The organism is Brevibacterium sp. 'Marine' (genome assembly GCF_012844365.1).
Lineage (GTDB): Bacteria > Actinomycetota > Actinomycetes > Actinomycetales > Brevibacteriaceae > Brevibacterium.
Genome location: NZ_CP051626.1, coordinates 911,938 through 933,282, shown reverse-complemented (window position 1 = coordinate 933,282; position 21,345 = coordinate 911,938). Strand labels below are relative to the sequence as shown.

At 66.6% G+C, this 21,345-nt stretch carries 15 protein-coding genes and 3 tRNA genes; 13 read left to right on the top strand and 5 right to left on the bottom strand.

Features of this window, described 5'->3' with window-relative positions; all coding sequences use genetic code 11:
• The first annotated feature begins 45 nt into the window (after positions 1-45).
• Positions 46-840: an amino acid ABC transporter permease gene (locus HF684_RS04000; protein WP_169253754.1), complete on the top strand. Its 795-nt coding sequence runs from the start codon at positions 46-48 to the stop codon at positions 838-840.
• Positions 840-1,622, top strand: coding sequence for an amino acid ABC transporter ATP-binding protein (locus HF684_RS03995; RefSeq protein ID WP_282433916.1), 783 nt, complete (start codon positions 840-842; stop codon positions 1,620-1,622). The genes HF684_RS04000 and HF684_RS03995 overlap by 1 nt, the downstream gene beginning before the upstream one ends.
• A 96-nt stretch (positions 1,623-1,718) precedes the next feature.
• Here the strand turns inward: HF684_RS03995 and HF684_RS03990 are convergent, their stop codons facing one another.
• Together HF684_RS03990 and HF684_RS03985 are read right to left on the bottom strand one after the other, a co-directional pair.
• Positions 1,719-2,636, bottom strand: a complete 918-nt coding sequence (locus HF684_RS03990; RefSeq protein WP_348981431.1) for a proline racemase family protein — start codon at positions 2,634-2,636, stop codon at positions 1,719-1,721.
• Positions 2,637-2,760: 124 nt separating this feature from the next.
• Positions 2,761-5,583, bottom strand: coding sequence for an ornithine decarboxylase (locus HF684_RS03985; protein ID WP_169251446.1), 2,823 nt, complete (start codon positions 5,581-5,583; stop codon positions 2,761-2,763).
• Positions 5,584-5,771: 188 nt separating this feature from the next.
• Between HF684_RS03985 and HF684_RS03980 the strand changes: the two genes are divergently transcribed.
• Both HF684_RS03980 and HF684_RS03975 read left to right on the top strand, forming a co-directional pair.
• On the top strand, positions 5,772-7,493 hold the full coding sequence (locus HF684_RS03980) for a thiamine pyrophosphate-dependent enzyme (protein ID WP_169251445.1): 1,722 nt from the start codon (positions 5,772-5,774) through the stop codon (positions 7,491-7,493).
• Positions 7,494-7,576: 83 nt separating this feature from the next.
• Complete coding sequence (locus HF684_RS03975; RefSeq protein ID WP_169251444.1) at positions 7,577-9,208, top strand: amidohydrolase; 1,632 nt, start codon at positions 7,577-7,579, stop codon at positions 9,206-9,208.
• 72 nt (positions 9,209-9,280) lie between these two features.
• Here the strand turns inward: HF684_RS03975 and HF684_RS03970 are convergent, their stop codons facing one another.
• A complete protein-coding gene (locus tag HF684_RS03970) occupies positions 9,281-10,645 on the bottom strand; it encodes an aspartate aminotransferase family protein (RefSeq protein ID WP_169251443.1) in 1,365 nt (454 codons plus the stop codon).
• Between the two features lie 88 nt (positions 10,646-10,733).
• Here HF684_RS03970 and HF684_RS03965 point away from each other — a divergent pair, with 88 nt between their 5' ends.
• Entirely contained in the window at positions 10,734-11,345 is a 612-nt protein-coding gene (locus HF684_RS03965; RefSeq protein WP_169251442.1) for a YigZ family protein, read from the top strand.
• A 35-nt stretch (positions 11,346-11,380) separates the two neighbouring features.
• On the opposite strand, the gene ybaK is transcribed toward HF684_RS03965, so the two are convergent.
• Positions 11,381-11,881, bottom strand: coding sequence for a Cys-tRNA(Pro) deacylase (gene ybaK, locus HF684_RS03960; protein ID WP_101546357.1), 501 nt, complete (start codon positions 11,879-11,881; stop codon positions 11,381-11,383).
• Between the two features lie 207 nt (positions 11,882-12,088).
• Positions 12,089-12,436 carry a metallopeptidase family protein gene (locus HF684_RS03955; RefSeq protein ID WP_169251441.1) on the bottom strand — a complete coding sequence of 116 codons (348 nt, stop codon included), beginning with the start codon at positions 12,434-12,436 and terminating at the stop codon, positions 12,089-12,091.
• A 168-nt stretch (positions 12,437-12,604) separates the two neighbouring features.
• Here HF684_RS03955 and HF684_RS03950 point away from each other — a divergent pair.
• The 8 genes from HF684_RS03950 to acs all read left to right on the top strand — a co-directional run bounded on the left by HF684_RS03950 (position 12,605) and on the right by acs (position 21,203).
• A tRNA-Glu gene (locus HF684_RS03950) sits at positions 12,605-12,677 on the top strand.
• A 37-nt stretch (positions 12,678-12,714) separates the two neighbouring features.
• Positions 12,715-12,788, top strand: a tRNA-Asp gene (locus HF684_RS03945).
• Positions 12,789-12,859: 71 nt separating this feature from the next.
• A tRNA-Phe gene (locus tag HF684_RS03940) sits at positions 12,860-12,935 on the top strand.
• A 302-nt stretch (positions 12,936-13,237) separates the two neighbouring features.
• On the top strand, positions 13,238-16,489 hold the full coding sequence (locus tag HF684_RS03935) for a non-ribosomal peptide synthetase (RefSeq protein ID WP_169251440.1): 3,252 nt from the start codon (positions 13,238-13,240) through the stop codon (positions 16,487-16,489).
• A gap of 12 nt (positions 16,490-16,501) precedes the next feature.
• The gene (locus HF684_RS03930) at positions 16,502-17,191 is read left to right on the top strand and encodes a hypothetical protein (RefSeq protein WP_169251439.1); all 690 of its coding nucleotides are present in this window, start codon (positions 16,502-16,504) and stop codon (positions 17,189-17,191) included.
• Positions 17,188-18,555: a heparan-alpha-glucosaminide N-acetyltransferase domain-containing protein gene (locus tag HF684_RS03925; RefSeq protein WP_169251438.1), complete on the top strand. Its 1,368-nt coding sequence runs from the start codon at positions 17,188-17,190 to the stop codon at positions 18,553-18,555. Before HF684_RS03930 ends, HF684_RS03925 begins: the two co-directional genes overlap by 4 nt.
• A 1-nt stretch (position 18,556) precedes the next feature.
• Positions 18,557-19,171 carry a 4'-phosphopantetheinyl transferase superfamily protein gene (locus HF684_RS03920; RefSeq protein ID WP_169251437.1) on the top strand — a complete coding sequence of 205 codons (615 nt, stop codon included), beginning with the start codon at positions 18,557-18,559 and terminating at the stop codon, positions 19,169-19,171.
• Between the two features lie 82 nt (positions 19,172-19,253).
• Positions 19,254-21,203 (top strand): acetate--CoA ligase, encoded by a 1,950-nt coding sequence (gene acs, locus HF684_RS03915; protein WP_169251436.1) that lies wholly within the window; start codon positions 19,254-19,256, stop codon positions 21,201-21,203.
• The last annotated feature ends 142 nt before the right edge of the window (positions 21,204-21,345 follow it).

Here is a 21,345-nt window from a genome sequence, read left to right as displayed (position 1 = left end):
ACCGGCCCCGCCGTCCCCGTCGCCACCGCCACCCCGAAAGCGAAGATGAGCAAGCGCCAGAAGGCGAAGCTCTCCCGCGGCATCCAGTACGCCGTCCTCGTCATCATCGCGATCCTCATTGCGATCTTCGCCGACTGGCCGACACTCATCGACACGTTCGGACGGGCCGACATCGCCACGGGCATGTTCCCCGACGTCATTACGATGGCCTTGAAGAACACCGTGATCTACACGTTCCTCGGCTTCGCTCTCGGCCTTGTCATCGCCTTGTTCGTCGCGCTCATGCGCCTGTCCTCGGTCGGCGTCTACCGGTGGCTCGCGACGATCTACATCGAGTTCTTCCGCGGACTCCCGGCCCTCGTCGTCTTCCTCGTTCTGGGATTCGGCATGCCTGTGGCCTTTCCCGGATTCAACCTGCCGCAGCTCGTCGTCATCATGATCGCTCTCGGCCTCGTGTCCTCGGCGTACATGGCCGAAACCATCCGCGCCGGCATCCAGGCGGTGCCGAAGGGGCAGATCGAAGCCGCCCGGTCTCTCGGCATGTCCTCCTCGCGAGCGATGTTCACGATCGTTCTGCCACAGGCGATGCGTATCATCCTGCCGCCTCTGACCAACGAACTCATCCTGCTCGCGAAGGATTCGTCGCTGGCCTATATCCTCGGCTCCTCGGTCGACGGCCGTGAGCTCGCGGCACTCGGCCGCGCCGAGATCGTCAACACCGCCAACCTCACACCCTTCATCGTCATCGCACTGTGCTACCTCATCATCACGGTTCCGCTGTCGTACCTGTCGCGGGTGTTGGAGAAGAAGTACGGTTCCGCAGATTCTGGAGTGAAATGATGAATGTCCCCACCGCCTCGGCGCGCGCGACCACAACCCCGATCATCGCCATCCGCAACCTCCAGAAGAGCTTCGGAACGAACCAGGTCCTCACCGACATCAGCCTCGACGTCGACAAGGGCGAGGTCGTCTGCGTCATCGGGCCCTCGGGCTCCGGCAAGTCGACGATGCTGCGCTGCATCAACACACTCGAAACACCCACCGGCGGCTCGATCGTCGTCGACGGCATGGACATGACCGACCTCGATCTCGACATCGACGCCGCCCGCACCCGCATCGGCATGGTCTTCCAGTCCTTCAACCTCTTCGCCCACCTCACCGTGCGTGAGAACCTCACGATCGCGCAGACGAAGGTCCTGGGGCGTTCGAAGGCCGAGGCGAATAAGGTCGCCGAAGCGAACCTCGCGAAGGTCGGGCTCTCCGAGAAGATGGAGGCCAAGCCGGGATCGCTGTCCGGTGGTCAGCAGCAGCGGGTCGCGATCGCCCGGGCCCTGAGCATGGACCCCGATGTCATGCTCTTCGACGAGCCGACTTCGGCGCTGGATCCGGAGACCGTCGGTGACGTCCTCCAGGTCATGCGCAACCTCGCCGAGGCGGGAATGACGATGGTCGTCGTCACCCACGAGATGGAGTTCGCCCGGCAGGTCGCTGACCGCGTGGTCTTCATGGACGGCGGAGTCGTCGTCGAGGCTGGACCTGCCAAGGACGTCATCGGCAACCCGGCCGAGCAGCGGACGAAGGATTTCCTCTCCCGCGTCCTCCATCCCGGCCAGCTGGGATAGCCGCGATCTCGCCGACCGCTCACGTTACCGTCGCTGTATCAAGCTCTACGGCGCGCGCTCGGTGGTAACGTGAGCGGTCAGCGAACGCGAGCAGGTTCAGAGGGTGAAGCCGGCGGGGAACGGGTCGCTGGGGTCGAGCATGAACTGCGAGGTCGCGGTCAGCCAGGCGCTGCCGGTGATCGTCGGCACCACAGCCACATGCTCGCCGACTCTCGTCTCCTCGACGAGGCGTCCGGTGAACGAGGTGCCGATGAAGCACTCGTTGACGAAGTCTGTGTTCAGGTCCAGCTGCCCACGGGCGTGCCGGATTGCCATGAGCGCGCTTGTCCCGGTGCCGCCGGGCGACCGGTCGAGCCAGCCGGGGTGATTGATGAGAACTTGCCGGGCATCCGGCACTTCGCCGCTCGGACCGGGTTGTGTCGGCTCCGTCAGGAACACGACGTGTTCGCAGCCGCTGTAGCCGGTCTCCGGATGCACCGGCGACAGCTGTTCGTTGACGGCGGCCATGATCTCGCGACCGGCGGCGATGAAGTCCTCGGAACGATCACGTTCGAACGGGATGCCGACGTCGGCGGCGGAGACGAAGGCGTAGAAGTTCCCGCCGAAGCCGATGTCGCAGGCGATCGACCCTCGCCCGGGCACCTCGACGGACTGGTCGAGAGCGTGCGCAAACGAGGCGACATTGACGATGGTCACCGACTCGGCGCGACCGTCCCGCACGACCACCTCGGCGGTGATGAGCCCGATCGGGGCGTCGAGGCGCACCGTCGTCAAGGGCGAGGTCACCGGCACCATTCCCGTCTCGACGAGCACGGTCGCCACTGCGATCGTGCCGGCCCCGCACATCGGCAGCACGCCGGTGACCTCGATGAAGAGCACTCCCCAGTCAGCATCGGCACGGGTCGGCGGCTGCAGGATCGCTCCCGACAGCCACCCGTGGCCGCGCGGTTCGCACATGAGGAAGGTCCGCAGATCGTCGGAGTTCTCGATGAACCACTCACGGCGTTCGGCCATGGACTCACCGGGGGAATGGTCCCACTCCCCCGGTGACGACGCGGACGGGCAGCCCCTCGGTGTGGGCTTCGACGGTCTGGATGAGACGGGTGGTCTGCACGGTCGATCGCCTCGCCTTTCTCGCTCAGTTCTCCAGAACCTCTTTGAGGATGACGCGGTAGCCCTGGCGGGAGTCGTAGCCGTGGATCTCTCGGGTGTCGAGCGCCGACATGAAGTCGAGCACCTCGGCGGTGATGACCTGTCCGGGCACGAGCACCGGAAACCCGGGCGGGTACGGGGTGACGAATCCGGCCGAGACCGGATGTTCCCCGTTCTCGACCCGGCGTCGCAGTTCATGCGGCAGCACGTGCTCGATGTTCTGGCGACGCAGACCCGCATAGTAGGCGGTGCGCAGGTCGCCGTCGGGCAGCTGCTTCGACGGGTCGTCGGCGGGCACCTCGGCGGCGTAGTCGGGGGCGAAGGCCGAGAAGTCCGGCAGCGGCGGCATCACCGCGGCGGGTTCGGTCAGCGCATCCTGTTCATGGAGTTCGTGCGGGTCGTTGAACTTCCCGGCCAGTTTGACGAGCACCTCGATGAGGTAGGCGACGGCCGAGCGTGAGGTGCCGATGTTCGTCATGAACAGCACCGTGTTCCGGCTCGTCTTGTTCACCTGGATGCCGTAGCGGTCCATGAGGTGTTCGTGCTTGAACGTGTCCCCGTCGACTCCTGTGCCCGAGATCTCGACGGTGATGCGGCTGGGATCGACGACGAACTCGTCGCGGACCCAGGCATCCCACATCGTGGAGAGCCCATCGCGCAATGGCATCGTCCGTTCGGTGACCCGATATTCCTCGGGGATGAGATCGGCGGCGGTGAGCACCTTGAACGTCTTCTTCAGCAGAGGATGACGCGCGATCGCCGAGGACAGGCTCATCGCCAGATCCAGCTGCTTCTGCACGAGCGCGAAGCCCTCCATCTCCACCTGCCTGCGACCGAGGTCGAGGGACGCGAGGATCTGATAGTTCGGCGACGTCGAGGTGTGGGTCATGTACGCCTCGTGGAAGGCCTCCTCGGCGCCGGTGGAGAACTCCTGATCGTAGACGTGGATCATCGACCCCTGGCGCAGCGCGGTCAGCGTCTTATGCGTCGACTGCGTCGCGTACACGCGGATCGTCGCGTCCGGCGGCGGCAGCAGGTCCTCCTCCAGCCACACCGAATCGGGGGCCGGGGCACCGGTCTCGGGATCGAACAGGCGCTTCTGCTGCTCCCGGTACGCCGCGGCGTGGGCGTTGGTGGCGAGGTTCTCCTCGAGGGTCTCCGCGGCGACCATGGCGGTGCGCTTGCGGGTGACCGGGTGGAACCGGGCGAAGGCGAACCAGGCTTCATCCCAGAGGAAGACGAGGTCGGGTTTGATCGCCAGGCATTCGGACATGACCTTGTAGGGGTCGTAGACGATTCCGTCGAAGGTGCAGTTGGTCAGGGTGATCATCCGCACCTCGTCGAGGCGGCCGGCGGCCCGGTAGTCGAGCAGCAGCTGCTTGATCCTGTTCAGCGGCACCGCCCCGTAGAAGGCGACGTCGTTGAGCGGATACGCCTCGAGGTAGGCGGTGCGGGCACCGGTGAGCATGAGCGCATGGTGGTGGGACTTGTGGCAGTTGCGGTCGACCATGACGACCTCGTCGGGTGAGACGACGGCCTGGTGGACGATCTTGTTCGCCGTCGACGTGCCGTTCGTGACGAAGTAGGTGCGCTTGGCACCGTAGGCCCGGGCGGCCAGCGACTGCGCCTTCTTCAGCGTGTGCACCGGCGCGAGCAGGGAGTCCAACTCCCCCGAGGTGGCGCTGGATTCCGCGAGCAGCAGGTTGAGCCCGTAGAAGTCGACGAAGTCGCCGATCCACTTCGACCCGACGACGGAGCCGCCGCGGGAGACGGGCAGTGCGTGGAAGACACCGGCGGGGCGGCGGGCGTGCTCTCGGATGGCGTCGAAGAACGGAGTGTCGTAGAGATGCTGGGCGCGGCGCAGCAGGGACAGATGGAGTTCGAACTGGTCCTCGCGGCGGAAGACGCGACGGAACCGGTGGGTCAGGGCACCGGCGAGGCTTTCGATATGGGCGCCTGCCATGAGGTAGAGGTCGAGTTCGGGTCGCAGATTCGCCAGGGTGTCGGCCAGCCGCAGCACCCGGCGCACCGAATTGAGCGGGCTCATCGGCGCCGTCGGCGATTCCTTCGTCGAGGTGTGCGCGAACTCGATGGAATCGCGCAGGTCACGGCTGAGCACCTCGCGGGTGTTGTCGGTGAATCCGGGACGGATGACGCAGGCGAGCAGGTTCGGGTTCGTCAGGGCCGCCGCCACCGCATCGTCGGCGGTGGGCACGATGACGTAGTCGTAGATGAACTGGTCGGAGGCGTTGCGGAGTTTGAGCAGATCCGTGTGCAGCTCATCGCGGCCGCCCTCGGTGGTCTCGTCGACGATGAGGACCTCGAAGCGGGGACGGGTGTCCTGGCGGTCCTTGAGTTCGGCGCGCTCATCCTCGGTGAGGTCGTCTTCACCGGTGTCGGGCACGGTGGTGCCGCGCAGCCGATTCACCGCACGTGTGATCATGTCGTGCGCGCGGTCGAATTCGCCGTTCGAGAGCAGGTCGGTGATCTCCTCGACATAGCGCTGACCGAAACCGGCCCAGTAGAGCTCGATCGTCTTCAGCGAGCGCAGCGAGCGCCACACCTCGCCGTCTTCGGCGATCATCGAGAAGTCACCGCCGCTGACGGCCAGGCGTTTGATCGCGAACTTCAGGTACTCCCACGCGTCCGAACGCAGCCGCCACGTACTCGCCGGCATTCCCGGATCCCGTTCGAGCTGGGCCCGGCGCGGCGTCGAGGGGGCTCCTGCGCGACTGTGCCTGCGGCCGCCGCCGAGGTCGGTGGGCTCAAACTCCTGCGCCGTTGCCTGGTCGGAGTCGATTCCGGTCATGCGAGAGCCTCCTGGCTGTCAATCTCAGTCCCCACCCCGGTCCGGTGTGGATTTCCTGCTCACGGACTCAGTCGGCGGACCGTACTGATTCCGTTGTTGCACGATCATACGACCTCACGGTTGCGAATGGGCAGGGTGGTGGGCTGTTGAGACAACCACAGGACGCGAAATGATGATAAGCATGGGGTATGGACACCTCCGCGTCTCTTTCTGCAGGTCATCTCATCGTCGAGGAACTCGAAGCACACGGAGTCTCGCGTACCTATCTGGTTCCCGGCGAGTCGTATCTCGATGTCATCGACGGTCTCCGCGATTCGTCGATCACCCCGATCGTCTGCCGCCAGGAGGGCGGGGCCGCATATATGGCCGTCGCCGAAGGGCGGATGACCGGAGTGCCCGGAATCGCCATGGTCACCCGTGGTCCGGGAGCGGCGAACGTCAAGGTCGGCGTCCACACCGCCTTCCAGGATGCGACCCCGCTCGTCGTCTTCGTCGGCCTCATCCCCACCGATCATCGCGGCCGCGAATCCTTCCAGGAATTCGACCTGGACGGCTGGTTCTCCTCGACCGCGAAGAAGGTGCTCACCCTCGATGATCCCGATAAGGCCGCCGAGGTGGTCGTCGACGCCATGCACACCGCCGTGACCGGGCGGCCCGGTCCCGTCATCGTCGGTCTGCCCGAAGAGGTCCTCGTCCGCCCGACGTCGGGGACGGTGCTGCCCCCACGCGTGCACGGTTCGGCCTCACCGTACGCCGGGGACGTCACGGAGCTGCGGGCCCGCATCACCGCCGCCGACCGTCCCGTGCTCATCATCGGCGGCGAGGACTGGTCCCCGTCGACCTCGCGGCGCATCGCCCAATGGTCACGCGACCGCGGCCTCGGCGTGCTCGGCACCTTCCGCGCCTATGACGGCATCGACCATGACAGTCCGAATTTCCTCGGCATCCTGGGCTATGGTGCGTCCCCCGTGGCGAAGCGAGTCCTCGCCGAGGCGGACCTGCACATCTTCTTGGGCTGTGTCCGCACCGATGTGGCCACCGACGGGTTCACCAACGGCGTCGACCAGCGCACCGTCGTCATCGGCCCCGACGCCGATGCGCACGGCCATTTCGGTCGTCTCGACCAGCACATCGTCACCTCGGTCGGGCGGTTCGCCCAATCCCTGTTCACCGAGGAGGGAACCCGCACGTATTCGGTGTCCTCCGACGGGTCGATCGACGAACCGCCGCTCGGCGATGCCCTGTCCGAGGCGGCCGGGGACGCCGTATCGCTGCCGGACTGGGTCGCCGAGGCCCGGGCCGAGCTCGAGGCGTGGCGGACACCGCAGGTGGCAGGTTCGGGGTCGGCCGCCTCGGCGGGATTCGTCGACATGGACGAAGCATTCGTCCATGTGCAGGACCTGCTGCCGGACGACGCGATCATCACCTACGGGGCGGGGAACTTCTCCGGCTGGGCGACCAGGTTCCTGCCCACGCACGGGTTCCCCTCGGCGCTTGGCCCGCGCAACGGATCGATGGGATTCGGCCTGCCTGCTGCGGTCGCCGCCGCGCTCGTCCATCCGGAACGGCCGGTGTTCTGCATCGCCGGCGACGGGGATTTCCTCATGAACGGGCAGGAGATGGCCACGGCCGTCCAGTACGGCGCGGACCTTACCGTGGTGCTCAACGACAATTCGGTCTACGGCACGATCCGAGGCCATCAGGACCGCGAATATCCGGGCCGGGCCACGGCCACGGCGCTTAAGAATCCGGACTTCGCAGCCATGGCCACGGCGTTCGGCGGGCTCGGCATCCGCGTCGAACGGACCGAGGACTTCCGCGACGCGTTCGAACGGGCTCTGGCACACAAGGGGCTCTCGCTCGTCCACTGCATCACGGATCCGGCCGTTCGCGGGGCGCGCCTGCCATGAACTGCTGGTGTGAACGGGCTGGCGTGAACGGGCTGGCGTGAACGGCGGAGCGGCAGTCGTGCGAATCTGACTAAGGTGGCTCTATGAGAATCGACGCGATCTTCACCGACCTCGACGCCTACACGCTTGATCCGACCCGCCCGCGGGCGCAGAAGATCGGGGTGTGGGGCAACCGGATCATCGGCTTCGACGAGGAGCTCGACGGCATCGACGCCGACCGGGTCGAGTCCCTGGGCGGGGCGACGGTGCTGCCGGGCTTCAACGACGTCCACTGCCACACGACATGGTTCGGTCTCACCCTGGCCTCGGTCGATGTCACGGCGCTGCCCGGCGGTCTGCCCGATGTCTACGCGGCGCTCGAGAAGGCCGCGGCGACGACTCCGTCCGGGGAATGGATCGAAGCCACGGGGTACGCCCACCGTGACTATGACGGGCAGTATCCGGACTTGGGCCGTCTCGACGAGATCACCGGGGACCGACCCCTGTTCATGCGGCAGACGTCCGGTCATGCCGCGATCGCCAACACCGAGGCGATGCGACGGGCCGGGATCCTGGACCCCGATTTCGAGGAGCCGGTCGGCGGGAAGGTCGTCCGCGACGCGGCCGGACATCCGACGGGGCTGATCGAAGAGACCGCACAGACGCTGGTGCAGGACCTCATCCGCCCGTATTCGCTCGACACCGTCGTCGACGCCCTCGATCTGGCGACGGCCTACTACGCGAAGGAAGGCATCACGTCCTTCGGCGAATGCGGAATCGCCTACGGCTGGATCGGCCACTCCCCCATCGAGATCAGCGGCTACCTGCGAGCCCGCGAAGAGGGCAAGCTGCGAGCGCGGGCTCAGCTCATGCCGCAGGCCGACGGGCTGCATCCGATCGCGGCGAACTCCGCCGACGGGTTCGGCATCGGTCTGGACGCGGGACTGCGCACCGGCCTCGGTGACGATCTCATCTCGATCGGGCCGGTGAAGTTCTTCATGGACGGTGCCCTGTCCGGCGAGACCGCGGCGCTGCGGGAGAACTATGCGGGCAAGGACCACCCCGGCTATCTGCAGGACGACGCCGAGGTGCTGCGGCAGCAGATCCTGGACACCTATGCCTCCGGCTGGTCGTTGGCCGTGCATGCCATCGGCGATGCCGCTGTGGATGCGGCGGTCGCCAACATCGTGGAGGCGCAGAAGCGCTACGGCCGCCGGGCGGTGCCGAACCGGATCGAGCATGCCGCTTTGGTCCATGACGAGCATCTGGCGACGCTGGCCGAGCACGGAATCGTCGTCACCCCGCAGGCGGCGTTTGCCGACGGCATCGGGGACGGGATGAACGCCTCGCTCGGTCCGGACCGGCGGCACCTGATCTATCGGGCGAAATCGTTCGTCGATGCGGGTGTGCCGATGGCCGGCAGCTCGGACCGGCCGTGCGCCGACGGCAATGTGCTGCGCGGAATCGAAGCCTATGTCACCCGCCGGACCCGTGACGGGGATGTCATGGGTTCGGCGGCCGAAGCCCTGAGCGTCGATGAGGCGATCGCGGCCTACACGGTCGAGGCGGCAAAGGCCTCGGGTCAGGGCGCGGACAAGGGAACACTGAGCCGAGGCAAGCTCGCCGACTTCGTCGCCCTGGACACCCACCCCGGAAACGTCGCGGCGGACGAGATCGCGCAGATCCCCGTCCGCGCGACAATCCTAGGCGGCAACTACACCCACCAAACCCCCTAATTGCTACCTGACGGCGGCTGAGCAACCTCGCGCGAGGTTGCTGGGCCGCCGTCAGGTAGTAAGGGGAGCAAGTCAGTGGGGGAAGTCTAAGTCGGTGAGGACCTTTTCGAAGACTCCGAGGCCGCGTTCGAGGTCCTCTTCGCTGATGTTGATCGGCGGGACCACGTGCAGTCGGTGGTAGTTGTTGAACGGGATGACGCCGTGTTCCTTCAGCGCCGCCACCACCGAGGCGACTTCGGGTGAGCCGCCGCCGTAGGGGGCCAGCGGCTCCTTGGACTCCTTGTCCCAGACGAGTTCGATCGCCCAGAACGCTCCGGTGCCGCGAACCTCTCCGACGTGCTTCGAGTTCTCAGCGATCTGCCGCAGACGCGGACCGATGATGTCCTCCCCGATCCGGGCGGCGTGGTCGATCATGCCCTCATCGGCCATCGCGTTGATCGTCGCGACCGCGGCCGCGCATGCCAGCGGATGCCCGGAGTAGGTCAGCCCGCCGGGGTAGACGCGTTCGGCGAAGGTATCGAAGATCGCATCGCTGATGACGACTCCGCCCAGCGGCACATACCCGGAGTTCACACCCTTGGCGAAGGTGATGAGGTCGGGGACGATGTCGAAGTGTTCGAAGGCGAACCATTTGCCCGACCGACCGAATCCGGCCATCACCTCATCGGCGATGAGCACGATCCCGAACTCGTCGCACAGCGCCCGCACACCCTGCATGTACTCGGGACTGGGCACCATGATTCCGGCGGTGCCGGGAATGGATTCGAGGATGATCGCCGCGATCGTCGCCGGCCCCTCCAACTCGATGGTCCGCCGCAGGTGCTGCAGTGCGCGTTCGGTCTCTTCTGCCTCGGTGGCGGCGTGGAACTCCGAACGGTAGAGGAAGGGCCCGAAGAAGTGGACAACGCCCGATTCTCCGGTCTCGTTCTCCCACCGGCGCGGGTCACCGGTGACGTTGACGGCCGTCTGGGTTCCGCCGTGGTAGGACCGGTAGCGGGCGAGCACCTTCGTCCGTCCGGTGTGCAGACGGGCCATCCGGATGGCGTGCTCGTTCGCATCCGCGCCGCCGTTGGTGAAGAACACCCGGTCGAGCCCGGCAGGGGTGCGATCGGTGATGAGTCGAGCCGCCTCGGAGCGGGCGGCGTTGACGGTGGCCGGGCTGATCGTGCACAGCACATCGGCTTGGGCCTTGATCGCGGCCACGACGGCCGGATGCTGGTGGCCGATGTTCGTGTTCACCAGCTGCGAGGAGAAGTCGAGGAACTCGCGACCGTCACCGTCGACGACCGTCGACCCGAACGCTCTGACCACCGTCGGCGGGTCGATGAGCCGCTGCGCCGACCACGAGTGGAAGACGTGCGCGCGGTCGAGCTCACGGGCTCGAGCCGATTCGTCCTTGAGCGCTGCGAGGTCGGCATCGCCTGGTTGGTGCACCATCGTCACCCTTTCACTGAAGTACCGGGGATGAGCACGGAATCCGCGCCCGTGGGCTCATCGTAGAACACATTCGACTACAGTGACGAGCATGTCTTACCGGACCGTCGTCAGCCCCGTCGAGGCCGAGATCGAGATCAAGAGATCCCGTTTCCTCGCCCGCCTCTCCCCCGCCGCCGATGAGGCCGAGGCCAGATCCGTCATCGCCGCCGCCCGCGCCGCGCATCCGAAGGCCCGCCACCATTGTTCGGCGTTCGTCCTCGACACCGATTCGCGCACTCAGCGTTTCAGCGATGACGGGGAGCCGGCCGGCACCGCGGGCGCTCCGATCCTCGATGTCGTCACCGGCCACGATCTGACCTTCGTCGTCGCCGTCGTCACCCGGTATTTCGGCGGCACCCTGCTGGGTGCGGGCGGGCTCGTGCGCGCTTACGGTCAGGCCGCCTCGGCGGCGGTGGAGAGGGCCCGGATCGTCACCCGTCGTGAACGCGTCCCGGTGTCAGCAGCCGTCGACTACGCCCAGGCCAACGCCCTGGAACGGGCGGCCGGGAACCGGGGGTGGACGACGCGGGCCGACTACGGCGGTGAGGTCGGACTCGACGTCCTCGTTCCCCTCGCCGAGGTGGCCGATGCGCAGGCGATGTACGCCGACCTCACCGCCGGCCGGGCAGAGCCCGAGGTCGGTGAGGTCGAATGGGTGTGAGGCCGGGGATCGGCGCTCAGATCAGCGAGAGCTGATCAGTCGAGCGCGGCGATCTTCGCGACCTGAGCGTTCGTGAGCATGACGAGGTCCTCGGGTCGGATCTCGATCTCGAGTCCGCGACGGCCGGCCGAGACGAACACGGTGGAGTGGTCGAGCGCGGTGCGGTCGACGACGACCGGCACGGCATGGCGCTGTCCGAACGGAGAGACTCCTCCGACGGGGTAGCCGGTGCGGCGTTCGGTCTCGGCCACGCCGGACAGCTGGGCCTTCTTCGCACCGCGTGCGGAAGCCAGGGCCTTGAGGTCGAGCTGACCGGAGACCGGGACGAGCGCGGTCACGGGCTGACCGTCGACCTGGATCATCAGGGTCTTGAACACCTGGTCGGAACTGACGCCGAGCTTGTCGGCGGCCTCCGAGCCGTAGCGGCGAGTGGCCGGATCGTGATCGAAGCTGCGCAGGCTGTAGTCGATGCCTGCCAGGTTGAGCACTCGCACGGCCGGGGTCGCCGCACTGGAAGTCTTGGATGCAACTGTCATAAGGGGGTAGTGCCTCCTGCCCGCAGGTCGGCGGGGCCAGAAGGCGCAGATCTCACGACTTCGTGTCCCCGCGTCGATACGGACGGAATGTTGTATCGGTGCTGATAGGTACCCGCCCACAATAGGCGAAGTAGGCTCGCGGACGCCAATTCCCATGACTTCAAGTGACTCGTCGGTAAGCCCGTCGTGCATTTCGGCCGGGGAGGTTCAGCCCCACCCGAGCTCGTGGAGCCGGTCATCGTCGAGACCATAGAAATGCGCGATCTCATGGACGATGGTGATGACGATCTCCTCACGCAGATGATCGACATCCTCGGCGAAGTCGATGAGGTTGTCACGATAGATGAAGATGTTGTCGGGCATCTCGAACCCCGCGATCCCCCGCTCCCCGATCGGTGTGCCCTCATAGAGGCCGAGCAGGTGCCGGTCACCGTCCTCCGGCCGGTCCTCGACGAACAGGGCGACATTGTCCAGCTGTTCGGTCACCCCGGCCGGCAGCAGATCCAGGGCTTCGCCGAGGATCGCATCGAACTCCTCTTCACTCAGAGCCTCCATGCCTCCCACTCTAGCGACCCCGATCCCCTCGCCGAGGCGGCCGCGCGAAACGTCGCAAAGCACCGTTTCCGTCGTGTGACCGAGGACACCCCTTTTCGTTTTGCATTCCGCGAATCGGGTGGGATAAGCTTAACGTCGTTGCCCACGGGGAATCCGAGGACAACCTGGGCCCCCATCGTCTAGAGGCCTAGGACACCGCCCTTTCACGGCGGCGACACGGGTTCGAATCCCGTTGGGGGTACGGTGTAAGATCGTAAGGTCTTCCATCACAACAGCAAGGCCCTGTGGCGCAGTTGGTTAGCGCGCCGCCCTGTCACGGCGGAGGTCGCGGGTTCGAGTCCCGTCAGGGTCGCGGAGCATAAGGCTCTTCTTCGGAAGAGCCTTTGTTTCTCTCGGCATACTTGATGAGTATGTCGGCGGCTCGGCTCTGTAGCTCAGTTGGTAGAGCGTTCGACTGAAAATCGAAAGGTCACCGGATCGACGCCGGTCGGAGCCACCAGAAAGAAGCCCCGTTTCCCAGTCCAGGACTGGGAAACGGGGCTTCTTCGCGTCTGCGCTGCGAAACGCCGCCACTTGGGTGAGAGGGCCGGACGTGATCTGCGCCCCGCATTCGGGACCCCTGACTACCTTTGCGGTGACTCTGCGGATTATTCGCGTAGTACTGCGGAATTTCGGCATACCCCCGCCACTACGCTGATTGCGGCCCCGGGAGTGGTTGCTCCTCCCCGGGCAGACCGCCTCCCGCACAATCCCCTGGGAGCCCGGTCTCCACATCCCCACAGTGAGCAGGAGATCCTCGACGTGCGCACTTCAGCAGATATCGGTCAGCTCGGAACCGGAGACCACCCCTCGCTCGCAATCTTCGACCGCGGACCGGTCCCGGCCCCGCGCACACTCATCGACATCTTCACCGAGACCGTGCGCGCCCACCCCGATGCCACGGCCATCGATTCCGCCGATGCCGCCCTGAGCTACCGGCAGCTCGCCGAGGCGGCCGACCAGTTGGCCCAGCGCCTGCACCGGTGTGGGATCACCCGTGGTGATCGGGTCGGCATCCGCGTTCCCTCGGGAACCGCTGACCTCTATATCGCCGTGCTCGGAATCCTCACCGCCGGATGCGCCTACGTCCCCGTCGACTGGGACGACTCCGAAGAGCGCGCGGCCACCGTCTTCGACGAGGCCGCAGTCGCCGCCGTGATCGGAGAGAAGCTGAAGATCGTCCCCACCGCCGAGCCGGCCCCCGCCGCCTCGGCACCCGCCGGGCCGCCGGGCCTCGCCGACGATGCGTGGATCATCTTCACGTCGGGCTCGACGGGCAAGCCCAAGGGGGTGGCGATCACCCACCGTTCGGCCGCGGCTCTCGTCGACTCCGAACATTCCCTCTACCTCGCCTCCGACCCTCTCGGCCCGGCCGACCGGGTCATGGCCGGGCTGTCCGTGGCCTTCGACGCCTCCTGTGAGGAGATGTGGCTGGCCTGGCGCAACGGTGCCGTGCTCGTGCCCGCACCCCGAGACATCGTGCGTTCCGGCCCCGACCTCGGCGACTGGCTGACCGCACAGCGCATCACGGCGGTCTCGACCGTGCCGACACTGGCCTCGCTCTGGCCGGCCGAGGCGCTCGAACACGTGCGTCTGCTCATCTTCGGCGGGGAGGCCTGCCCGGCCGAGCTCATCGCCCGCCTCCACGAACCGTGGCGGGAGGTGTGGAACTCCTACGGCCCCACCGAGGCGACCGTGATCGTCAGCGCCGCCCTCCTCGTGCCCGGGGACATTGTGCGCATCGGCCGGCCCATCGACGGGTGGGAGCTCACCGTCGTCGATCCCGACACCGAACATCCGGTGGGGTGGGGCGAATCCGGAGAGCTCGTCGTCGGCGGCGTCGGCCTCGGCCGCTACCTCGATGCCGAGAAGGACGCCGAGAAATACGCTCCCCTGCCGGCCCTCGGCTGGGATCGGGCCTACCGCACCGGCGACCTCGTCCGTGCCGAGACAGACGGCCTCCTCTTCGAGGGCCGGATCGACGACCAGGTCAAGCTCGGAGGCAAACGCATCGAACTCGGCGAGGTCGACACGTATCTCGCCGCGATCCCCGGAGCCAACACCGGAGCCGCGGCCGTGCAGAAGACGAGCGGCGGCTCCGACGTCCTCGTCGGCTATTTCACCGAGACCGAACCCGGCAACATCGACATCGACGCCGCCCGAGCGGAACTGACCCAGAAGCTCTCGGCCGGAGTGGTCCCGGTCCTCACCGTCCTCGACGAGATGCCGATGAAGAGCTCCGGCAAGGTCGATCGCAAGGCGCTGCCGTGGCCGCTGTCGACTCCCGAGACCGAGGCGACCGGGCTGAGCCCCGATGAGCAGTGGCTGCGGGAGCTGTGGGTCGAACAGCTGGGGCCGATCGCCATCGATGCGGAGACGAACTTCTTCGAGGTCGGCGGCGGTTCCGTCCAGGTCGCCCGTCTCGTCGCACGCATCCGCCGCAGCCACCCGAGCGCCTCGATCGCCCAGCTCTACGCCCACCCCACCTTGGCTCAGATGTCCGACTACATCGGCACGCTGTCGTCCTCCCAAGCCAGGAATCCGATGCCCGAGCGACTGCCGGTGGGTCCGAAGATCTTCCAGATCGCCTTCCTGACCGGCATCTACGCTCTCAACGCCGTCCGCTATATCGTCGCCACGGTCACCGTCGTCTGGGCCCTCTACTTCTTCCTCGCCGCCGCGTGGGTTCCACCCGTGCCGTTTCTGCCCGTCGCCGCCGCCTGGTTCCTCATCTTCTCCCCCATCGGACGCATTGGCCAGGCCGTCATCGTCGCCCGAGTGCTCACCGTCGGCCTGCGGCCGGGACGATATCGCCGAGGCGGCTGGACCCATGTGCGCCTGTGGGCCGCCGATCGCTTCTTCGTCTTCCTCCGCCTCGAGCACCTGGCCGGCACCCGCCTGAACACCCTCGTCCACCGTCTGCTCGGAAATTCCGTCGGCACCGGCGCGTACCTTGCCAACCAGCCGCCCGTGTCCGGGCTCGCCCGGATCGGCGACTGCGCCGTCGTCGAGCGCGATGCCGATCTGCGCGGCTATCGCGTCGTCGGTGACACCGTCCACATCGGCCCCGTCACCATCGGCGATTCCACCCGGATCGGCACCCGCTCGGCCATCGAGCCCGGGGTCACAGTCGGCTGTCGCAGCGAGGTCCAAGCAGGCTCCCTCGTCGACATCGACATCGACGCCGATGAATCCTGGGGCGGTTCACCGCTGGAGTTCCTCGCCGAGGCGGGGCTGAGCTGGCCCGAACAGAACCAGTTGAGCTCGTACGACGCCACCGCTTGGTCGACGGCGACACGGATCCTCGCCGAATCCGCCGGCATCATGCTCATCGGCCTGCTGCCGCTGCTGGCGTTCGTTCCCGGAGTCGCCATCGTCCTCCCCCAGGTCATCGGGATCGGCCACTTCCCGACCGTGGCGACGACGCTGGCCGCCTGGGTGCCGCTGACCGCCGTGCTCACGGCGCTGACCTGGCTGACGCTCGTCACCATCACCGTACGGGCGCTGGCCCACTACGTTCAGCCCGGCTACTACCGCCAGGATTCGGCCACAGGTTGGGCAGTGTGGCTGACTCAGACCCTGCTGGACCGGACCCTGATCTCGGCGTATCCGGTCTACGCGTCGATCGCCACTCCCCTCTTCCTGCGCTGCCTCGGTGCTCGCGTCGGCAAGGACACGGAGATCTCCACGCTCGAGACCATCCCTCACCTGACCTGGATCCAGGACCGGTCGTTCATCGCCGACCATGCCCTCATCAACGCTCCGCGTCACTATCGGGGCTGGATCCACATCGGCACGACCGTCGTCGGGCGGGGAACCTTCGTCGGCAATTCGGCGATCGTCGGTGCCGACATCGATCTGCCGCCGGACTCCCTCGTCGCCGTCCTCGGTTCGAGCCCGGTCAAGGCCGCCGTCGGCACCTCGTGGATCGGCGGGACCGCGCAGGCGATTCCCCGCTCCCGCAATGATTCCCAGTCGGCACGCACCTACCGGCCGTCGACGGCCGTGAAATGAGCCCGGGGCGCGGTGGAGAGCGGACGGTTCATCCCCTTCATCCTCACGAACTGGATCGAGCTGGGACTCGTCGCCGCCCTCAACGCCATCTATATGAGCACTCTCTTCACCACGGACTCCCCAGCGCAGGGCCTGATCATCGCCACACTGTGGGCGTTCCCGCTGACCTTGGGCGCCGGCATCGCCTCCGTACTCATCGCCGTCGCCGCCAAATGGGTGCTTGTCGGGAGGTTCACGGCCCGGGAGCGCCCGCTGTTCAGCAGCTTCGTCTGGCGCAATGAGCTCGCCGATGTCTTCGCCGAATCCCTGGCCGTGGCGTCGCTGATCAAGATCGCCATCGGTTCCCCGCTGGTCGTCTGGTACGTCCGGATGATGGGGGCGCGCGTCGGCCGGGACGTCTGGCTGGAGACCTGGTGGCTGCCGGAGTTCGACATCATCGACATCGCCGACCGTGCGAGCGTCAACCGCGGCGCCGTCCTCCAGACGCATCTCTTCCACGACCGAGTGATGTCCCTTGTTCCCACCCACCTCGAATCCGGAGCCACCCTCGGCGTCAACAGCTTCATCCTCCCCGGGGCCGTCGTGGGCGACCGCACAGTCGTCGGTGATGGATCCCTCGTCCTCCGTGACGAAGAGCGGCCTGCCGACTCCCATTGGCAGGGCAATCCCGTCGAACCGATCACGAAGGGAGTTCCGGCATGACCGGCACCACCACTGAGCGTCCGATGCCCGGGCCCAGGCGGCCGCGTGAGATCTGGACCGGACGGTCCGAAGTGTGGCTGTCCGAAGTCTCCTCCGACCCGGCCGAACCGATGCGCAATGTCGCCGGCGGAGGACTGCGGACGTCGAACCGGATGCTCACGAACGTCGTCGACCGCGAACGACGCCGCAGACGCGCCCGGTCCTCGGGAGTCGATGCCGCACGCGGATTCGCACTGATCGGCATGTTCGCCATCCACATGCTGCCCGCCGCACGCGAGGACGGGACGCCGACCCTGGTCTGGCAGCTGCTGGCGGGGAACTCCGCGGCCCTCTTCGCCGTGCTCGCCGGAGTCTCGCTGGCGTTCAACAGCGGTGCCGAACGCCCCTTCACCGGGACGAAGATGAACCGCTCACGGGCAAACGTCGCAATCCGCGGCCTCCTCCTCATCAGCCTCGGCGTCGGCCTCAACCAGATCGGTCTGGCAGCGTTCGACATCCTCCCCTACTTCGGAGTGATGTTCCTGCTGGCCATCCCCCTGCTGCCGCTGCGAGCCCGGACGCTGCTCATCACCGGCGCCGTCATGATCGTCGTCCTGCCGCTGGTCCGCTTCCTCATCCATCGTCAGGTCGACGGATTCGGCTGGCATCCGAACCCGACTCTCGCAACGATCATCAGTGCTCCGGTCGACGTGCTCTCCTCTCTGCTCATCACCGGTGCCTATCCGGGCCTGACCTGGTTCGCTCTCGTCTGCATCGGCATGGGCATCGGACGTCTGCAGCTGCACTTCACGACTCCGCGGATGCTCATCATCGTCGCCGGTGGAACGGCGATGCTGTTCGCGATCGCCGTCACGAGGCTCCTGGTCTACCTCAACCGCTTCGGCGGATACACGATCGTGCGCACCTCCTTCCCCGGCAAGACGACCGACGCGGTCGATGACTTCCTCGTCTACGGCCCCACCGGCCCCCTGCCCACCGCGTCGCCGGGCTGGCTGATCTCGGGCGGGCCGCACACGAATACTCCGTTCGCCTTCCTCATCGGAGTCGGCTTCGCCATGGCAGCCATCGGCACCTGCATCCTCATCGCCCGTCGCAGCAATCTGCTGCGGCCGCTCGTCATGATCGGCCGGATTCCGACGTCCGTCTACGTCAGCCACCTCATCTTCCTGACCATGGCACCCGACGATGTCGGAGCGTTCCGCCTCTTCATCGTCCAGTGTCTCTTCGCCTTCCTGTTCACTGCTGTGTGGCTGCGCTTCTTCAAGCGCGGCCCCGTCGAAGCCGTCATCACAGCAGTCACCCGCGCCCTGACGAAGCTGCTGGGATTCGGCGCATCAGCAGGCAGCTCCGTGGTCAGGGCCTGAGATGGCGACCGGCGGGGCACCGACGACCGGCGCCTACCGGTGGAGAGATCGTCGGCTGCCGCCGCACACCCAGGTGCTCATCTGCCCCACCGAGGCGGCCGGTGCTTCAGGTGCCGTCGGACTGCTGCTCCCCCTGCTCTCCCGGGAGTTCTCCGCCCCGGTCGATGACATCGTCTGGCATCGCCCGAGCGTCGCCACCGTGCGGACCGGCCCGGACCGGCTCTTCACGTCCATCTCCCGCACCGACGGCTGTGTTGCCGTGGCCGTCAGTCGCCGCCGCATCGGAATCGACATCGAAGCGACCCAGACACAGGAGCAGAGCCGCGACCTGCTGTCGCTCTTCCATCCGCGCGATCAGGCAGCCGCGAACCGAGTGGGCGGGGCAGCTCGCAGGAGGCGCGTGACGACGATCTGGACCCGCATCGAAGCCGTCCTCAAGCTCCGCGGCACAGGGCTGAGAGTCGACCCCGGAACGGTGAGGGTCGGCCCGGGCCCCGGCGCACTGAGAGGCCGCCGCATCCGCACTGTCTCTGCGGTCGCAGCGCTGTCCGCGACGGCCGAGTATTCGGTCTCGCTGGCTTGGGAGCGATCCCGCAGGGCTTCCCACTCCTCTTGAAATCCGCACCGACTGGAGTAGGTTGAAGATGAGTTCGATGACCCGCCCACGTCGTGGTGGTGCCGGGTGAAAGGAGAGCACGATGACGAACAATCCGACGATTCAGGAACTCAGCCACGAGGACAGGGCTTTCCCACCCCCGGCGGAATTCGCCGCGAATGCGAATGCGAAGGCCGACGAGTACGACAAGGCCGCGGCCGACCGGATCGGCTACTGGGCCGAGCAGGCACAGCGCATCAGCTGGGAGACTCCCTTCGACACGGTCCTCGACTGGTCGGAGAAGCCCTTCGCGAAGTGGTTCACCGGCGGCAAGCTCAATGCCGCCTACAACTGCGTCGACCGCCACGTCGAGAACGGCCTCGGCGATCGCGTGGCCTACTACTTCGAAGGCGAATCCGGCGACACCCGCACCATCACGTACTCCGATCTGCTGCGCGAGGTCTCGAAGACCGCGAATGCGCTCACCGAACTCGGGGTGGGGACCGGCGACCGCGTCGCGATCTACATGCCGATGATCCCCGAGACGGTGTTCGCCATGCTCGCCTGCGCCCGCCTCGGCGCCCCGCACACGGTCATCTTCGGCGGCTTCTCCGCCTCGGCGATCGCCGATCGCGTCAAGGACTGCGGAGTCGAGTTCGTCATCACCGCCGACGGCGGCTATCGCAAGGGCAAGCCCTCGGGCCTCAAGTCCGTCGTCGACGAGGCGATGGACGACTGCCCCGAGGTGCGCAATGTCCTCGTCGTCCGCCGCACCGGCCAGGACGTGGACTGGAATGACGACCGTGATCTGTGGTGGCACGAGGTCGTCGATCGACAGCCGGAGACCCACACCGCGGAGGCCTTCGATGCCGAGCATCCGCTCTACATCATGTATTCCTCGGGCACGACCGGAAAACCCAAGGGCATCATGCACACCACCGGCGGCTACCTCGTCGGGACCTCGTTCACGCATTGGGCGGTCTTCGACATCAAACCGGAGACGGACGTCTATTGGACGGCCGCGGACATCGGCTGGGTGACCGGCCACTCATACATCGTCTACGGTCCGCTGGCCAATGGGGCCACCTCGGTGCTCTATGAGGGAACACCGGACACCCCGCACCGGGGACGGTGGTGGGAGATCGTGCAGAAGTACAAGGTCTCCATCCTCTACTGCGCCCCGACGGCCATCCGGTCGTTCATGAAATGGGGTCGCGACATCCCCGCCCAGTACGACCTGTCCAGCCTGCGACTGCTCGGCAGCGTCGGTGAGCCGATCAATCCCGAAGCGTGGATGTGGTACCGCGAACACATCGGCGGGAATAGCTGCCCCGTCGTCGACACCTGGTGGCAGACGGAGAACGGCAGCATCCTCATCAGTCCCCTGCCGGGCGTGACCGAGACGAAGCCGGGATCGGCGATGCGCCCGCTGCCCGGCATCGTCGCCGACGTCTACGACGACGAGGGCAACTCGGTCGAACCCGGAAACGGCGGCTACCTCGTCATCAAGGAGCCGTGGCCGTCGATGCTGCGCACCCTGTGGGGCGATGACGAACGGTTCAAGAAGACCTACTGGTCGCAGTACCCGGACGTGTACTTCGCCGGGGACGGGGCGAAGATCGACCGCGACGGCGACTTCTGGGTCCTCGGCCGCGTCGACGACGTCCTCAACGTCTCCGGGCACCGGATGTCGACCGCGGAGATCGAGTCCGCCCTCGTCGCCCATCCGAAGGTCGCCGAGGCGGCCGTGGTCGGGGCGAGAGACGAGATGACCGGTCAGGCGATCGAGGCATTCGTCATCCTCAGGGAGAGTGCGGACGACGGCGGGGACGATGTCGTGGGTGAGCTGCGAGGTCATGTGCGGTCCTCGATCGGCCCGATCGCGACTCCGCGCTCGATCATGATCGTGCCCGATCTGCCGAAGACCCGGTCGGGCAAGATCATGCGTCGACTGCTCAAGGACGTGGCCGAGAATCGCGAGGTCGGCGATGTCACGACTCTCGCGGACTCCTCGGTGATGGACCTCATCCAGAAGGGGATGAAGGAGAGCTGACCGCCCCGGGAGACCGGCGATTGACGAACCCGCCCTTGCGTGACCTACAGCACACTGATGTACTGTTGAGTAACATCTCGTGGGACCCGCTTGGGCGGGTTCGCTTCGAGACCGACGGCACTGACACCTAACTGCAAGGACG